General features: G+C 74.5%; 4 protein-coding genes. 1 reads left to right on the top strand and 3 read right to left on the bottom strand.

The genetic code is table 11. The features are described 5' to 3' along the window. Positions 1–272: 272 nt before the first annotated feature. A complete protein-coding gene (locus KBX39_RS23875) occupies positions 273–1,346 on the top strand; it encodes a hypothetical protein (protein WP_210872598.1) in 1,074 nt (357 codons plus the stop codon). Positions 1,347–1,409: 63 nt separating this feature from the next. Here KBX39_RS23875 and KBX39_RS23870 read toward each other — a convergent pair whose 3' ends face one another. The 3 genes from KBX39_RS23870 to KBX39_RS23860 all read right to left on the bottom strand — a co-directional run. Further along, positions 1,410–3,263: an AfsR/SARP family transcriptional regulator gene (locus KBX39_RS23870; protein ID WP_166456007.1), complete on the bottom strand. Its 1,854-nt coding sequence runs from the start codon at positions 3,261–3,263 to the stop codon at positions 1,410–1,412. A 101-nt stretch (positions 3,264–3,364) separates the two neighbouring features. Then, positions 3,365–4,321, bottom strand: a complete 957-nt coding sequence (locus KBX39_RS23865; protein ID WP_113972937.1) for a Gfo/Idh/MocA family protein — start codon at positions 4,319–4,321, stop codon at positions 3,365–3,367. After that, positions 4,305–4,682, bottom strand: a 378-nt coding sequence (locus KBX39_RS23860; RefSeq protein WP_282102458.1) for an inositol monophosphatase family protein, incomplete at its 5' end; no start/stop codon positions are given. The genes KBX39_RS23860 and KBX39_RS23865, both read right to left, overlap by 17 nt.

The raw sequence follows: 4,682 nt of genomic DNA, 5'->3' as shown, positions 1-4,682 counted from the left end.
CTCAGGTGTTGTGTGCGTCACACTTTTCGGCGTCCCCGGAGTCGGGTGCCGGGAGCCCGTCGATGGGTCGATTCGTTGCGGCGCAACGCTCCCCGGCACTGTCGCTCCTGGTGGCTGGACCGGGGCCGGATTCGCGGAGGCACGCACCGGAGCCACCCCGGCACGGCTGGTGAGCGACCGATCGAACGTCGGCGATCCCGGATTTGCGGCCGTCATTACGCTGCGAAGTGGTTGATCGCCGGAACCACGGACGACAGGTGGAAGAACCTCAGATGAGTGACAATCACCCTCCCTACGGAGGCTATCCGGACCCGAACGCCGGAGCGTGGGGCAACCAGCCCGACCCGAACGCCCCGTACGGCGCGCAGCCGGCCTCCGGCGCGCCCTACGGCTCGCCGCCGGCGTCAGGTGCCCCCTACGGCTCGCAGCCGGCGTCGGGCGCGCCCTACGGCGCCCAGCCGGCCTCCGGCGCACCGTACGGCGCCCAGCCCGCTTCCGGCGCGCCCTACGGATCGCAGCCGGCCTCCGGCGCGCCGTACGGGGCGCCGCAGCCCGCGGTGTCGTTCCCGGGGCAGGCCGGCTTCCCGCCGCCGGCCGCGCCCTACGCGCCCGGCACGCCCCAGGGCGGCGGCGGCAAGAGCAAGGGGCTGATCGTCGGCCTCGCCGCCGGTGCGGTGACGCTGACGCTGCTCTGCTGCGGCGGCGGGCTCGCCTACGTCGCCTTCAACGGCGACGAGGAGGACCCGAAGCCGGTCGCCTCCGGCAGCGCCACCCCCGGGCCGGACGGCAGTCCGTCCGCGACCCCCAGCGCTGACGGGCCGGAGTCGCCCGGGCCGGACGGTCCCACCAACAACGACGCGATCACCGCGCGGTACGCCAGCGAGATGTCGGCGGTCTGCGACGGGGGACCGATCCTCAACGCCGCCCCGTACACCGCGCCGGCGGGCTCGAAGGCGTACGTCTTCTCCAACTCCCCGGACCGGCCGACGTTCTGGTCGCAGAAGACGATCAGCTCGGCCAAGCCGTACTACGCCAAGTCGGCGGACTTCGCCACCGTGTCCGTCATCGGCTGCCTGAAGATGGTCGAGGGCAGCGAGGGCACGCCGAAGAAGTGCCAGTACAAGAACAGCGAGGACAAGGTCGTCACCGTCGACTACATCTCCTCGCGGTACACGCTGACGTTCCACGCCGCCAAGACCGCCGAGAAGGTCGGTGACGGCGGCACGGTGAACGCTCCGGCCGCCCGCTGCCCGAGCTTCATCTCCTACAACAAGGTGACGATGAAGTCGTACGCGACGCCGGACAGCGGCACCATCGAGGCCGCGCTGGACCGCTTCCTCAAGTGAGGAGACCCGGATCGGGGTGTGCGCGTCGGCTGACCCGCACACCCCGATCCGGCTGCCGGCGGGTCAGGTGGCCGGCAACGGGCGGCCGTGCGCGTCCACACACTCGCGGGCGAAGAGCCGCAGCAACTCCGGCAGGTGGAAGTGCTGGCCCGGATCGTCCGAGTCGACGGGCAGCAGCAGATTGTGCTGGACCAGGTGCTCCACCATCCGGTTGGCCTGCTGCCGGGGCAGGCGCAGGATCTCCACCGCGCTGGCCGGGGTGATGAACGAGCCGGCGCGGGCCAGCGCGCGCAGCGCCCGGCGGGCGTCGACGTCCAGCGCCTGGTAGCTGACCGAGAGGCTGCCGCGCACCGAGATGTCCCCGACGGCCAGCTCGGACAGCCGGTTCTCCTCGTCCTCCAGGTGCGCGGCGAAGCCGGGCAGGGCGACGTCGGGCTGGGTGACGAGCCGGCTGCCGACGATCCGCAGCGCCAGTGGCAACAGGTCGCAGGCCGCGGCGATCCGGCCGAACACCTCCGGTTGCTCACGTACCCGGCGCTCACCGGCGATCGTGGCCAGCAGTTCCACCGCGTCGGCGCGGTCGAGCGCGCCGAGCGTCAACCGCCAGCCGACGTCCAGGTCCAGCAGGCGCTGCCGGCTGTTGATCAGCACCAGGCTACGGCCCGCGCCGGGCAGCAGCGGGCGCACCTGCTGCGCGCAGTGGACGTCGTCGATGATGAGCAGCAGCCGTCGGCCGGCGAGCGCGCACCGCAGCGCGGCGGAACGCTCCCGGATGTCCTCGGACACGTCGGCCAGCGGTACACCCAGCTCGACGAGCAGCTCCCTGATCAGTTCGCCGCTGCCGCGGGGTGTCTCGTCGCTGCTGTCGAAGCTGACGAAGAGCTGACCGTCGGGAAAGAGGTCGGCCAGGTCGTACCCGCTGGACACCGAGAACGACGACTTGCCGACGCCCGGCGCGCCGGACACGAGCACGACCCCGGCGTGCTCGTCGGCGCCGGCCGGGTCGGCGATCCCCTCGGCGATGGTGCGGAGCTGGCTGGCCGTGGTGTCCCGGCCGACCAGGGACGGCGGCTTCATCGGCAGGGCCTGCGGGCTCGGCGGCGGGCCGGGCGGCGCCGCGGGCCGGGCGCCGAGGGCCGCCGGCCAGCCGGACGGTGGTCGGACCTCGGCGGAGTCCCCGTCCAGCGCGGCCTGGAGGGCGCCCTGGAGGGTGGGACCGGGGTCGACGCCGAGCTCGTCGACGATGCCGCGCCGGGCCTGCTGGTACACGGCCAGCGCCTCGGCCACACGCCCCTCCAGCGTCAGCGCGGTCACCAGCTGCGCCTGCCGGCGTTCGTCGAGCGGCTCCTCGGCCACCATCCGGCGCAGCGACGGGATGACCCGGGCCGGTTGCCGCAGTCGCAGGCGCAGGTCGAACAGCTCGGTCGTGATCTCCCGGTGCTGCTCCCGCAGCGCCGTGACGGTCGCGCCCAGGTCGGTGCCCGGATCCGCCAGGTCCTCCAGCGGGGGCCCGCCCCACAGCTCGACCGCCTGGTCGAACAGCTCGGCGGCGACCTCCGGCCGGTCCCCCCGCGCGGCCCGGCGGGCGTCGTCGGTGAGACGCCGGAACCGCAGCAGGTCCAGCTCGTCCTCGTCGACCCGCAGGTGGTAGCCGGTGCCGTCGTGGACCAGCCGGTCGGCCGAGTCGCCGCCGCGGTCCAGCGCCTGCCGCAGCCGGTGTACGTACGTCCGCAGGTTGCGTACCGCCGACGCGGGCGGCGCGTCCGGCCACAGGCCGTCGACCAGCCGGGAGGTGGCGACCGTGCGCCCCGGGCTCAGCAGCAGCACGGCGAGCAGAAGGCGGGGCTTGGTGCCGGTGAGCGTGATCGGGTGATCGTCCACGTGAAGGGCCAGCGGGCCGAGGACACTGAACCGCATCGATGCATTCCCCCGCTCCGCAGGACCGTCCACAGTGTGGTGCACGGCTGGAATTCCCACCTTCGGCTGGGGAATACCTCGATCCCAGATGGTGCAAGTTGTCACCGATCGGTGTGTATCTCGTGACCCCGGGTGAGTTGCGCCGTCGCCCGGTGCGCCGCGTCGAGCACCGCCACCGCGTCCGCCACCCCGGCGCCCGCCGACCGGCCCGCGCGGACCAGCTCGGCGAAGTCCTCCGCCTGGCAGGCCAGGGCCGCGTACATGGTGGCGTCCCCGTCGGCCGGGTCGAGGAAGGCCAGCCGCTCGTGGTCCCGGGTGCCGAACACCTCCACCGTCGCCATGTCGCCGCCCCGGTGGTGCCGGCCGAGCGAGACCAGCGCGGTACCGCCGCCGGACAGGCCGAGCAGCGCCTGCGCGCTGTCCACGTCCCGGCCGCGTACCGCCGGGTCGGTGACCGGACCGGCGGGCTGCGCGGCGACCCGGTCGATCTCCTGCCCGGTCAGCCACCGGATCTGGTCGAACTCGTGCACGCCCATGTCCACGAAGATCCCGCCGCTGCCGGTGCGGAACGCCGCCGCCGGCGGCTCGCCGTCCCACTGCGACGCGGCCACGAACAGGACCTCGCCGAGCGCGCCGCCGGCAATCCGCTCGCGCAGCCGGCGCAGCTGCGGGACGAACCGCCGCCAGTAGGCGACCTGGAACGGGATCCCGGCGGCGGCGGCCACCCGCCCCGCCTGCGCGGCCCCGGCCGGGTCGAGCCCGGCCGGCTTCTCGCACAGCACCGGCAGCCCGGCCTCGGCGGCGGCCGCGACCAGCTCGCCGTGCCGGCCGGTGGGCGCGGTCACCAGGAGACCGTCCGGCGTGGCGTCCGCGAGCAGGTCCGCCACGCTCGGGTACGCGGGCAGCCCGGCCGCGGCGACCTCCGCCCGTGCCGCCGGAACCGGGTCGACCACGTGCCGGATCCGGACCGTCCGGTGGTCGGCCAGGGCCCGCAGGTGGTGGCGGCCCATCCGGCCCGCCCCCACAAGTGCCAGCCGGAACTCATCGCTGCCGGTCATCGTCGGTTCCCTTCTTCTCGTCGGCGTCGTCCGTACGGTCGGGGCTCAGCCAGCCGGCCAGCGCGGCCACGACGGCCGGCGCGCCGGTGGCCAGGACCGCCATCCCGTCGTGGCGCCACCGTCGGGTCACCCCACCGGCGGCCTCGACCAGCGCGGTGCCGGCCGCGACGTCCCACGGCGCGGGGTCGAAGCTGACGAACGCGTCCAGTTCCCCCCGGGCCACCGCCGCCAGGTCGCAGACCGTGGAGCCGGAGTTGCGCAGGTCCGCGACGAGGGGCGCGACGCCGACGAGCGACTGGTACGCCCGCCGCCGCGGGCCGGGCGCGTTCGGCACCGCGAACGCCACCAGGGCGTGCCCCGG

This window comes from Micromonospora sp. D75, assembly GCF_018070405.1.
Taxonomy (GTDB): Bacteria; Actinomycetota; Actinomycetes; order Mycobacteriales; family Micromonosporaceae; genus Micromonospora; species Micromonospora chalcea.
The sequence above is the reverse complement of the archived record's forward strand: the minus strand, read 5'-3'. Positions and strand labels throughout refer to the sequence as shown.

What these genes read in the sequence shown, in the direction of transcription:
- KBX39_RS23865 (WP_113972937.1), bottom strand. Translation starts at nt 4,321, where the DNA reads ATGACCGGCAGCGATGAGTTCCGGCTGGCACTTGTGGGGGCGGGCCGG.
- KBX39_RS23870 (WP_166456007.1), bottom strand. Translation starts at nt 3,263, where the DNA reads ATGCGGTTCAGTGTCCTCGGCCCGCTGGCCCTTCACGTGGACGATCAC.
- KBX39_RS23875 (WP_210872598.1), top strand. Translation starts at nt 273, where the DNA reads ATGAGTGACAATCACCCTCCCTACGGAGGCTATCCGGACCCGAACGCC.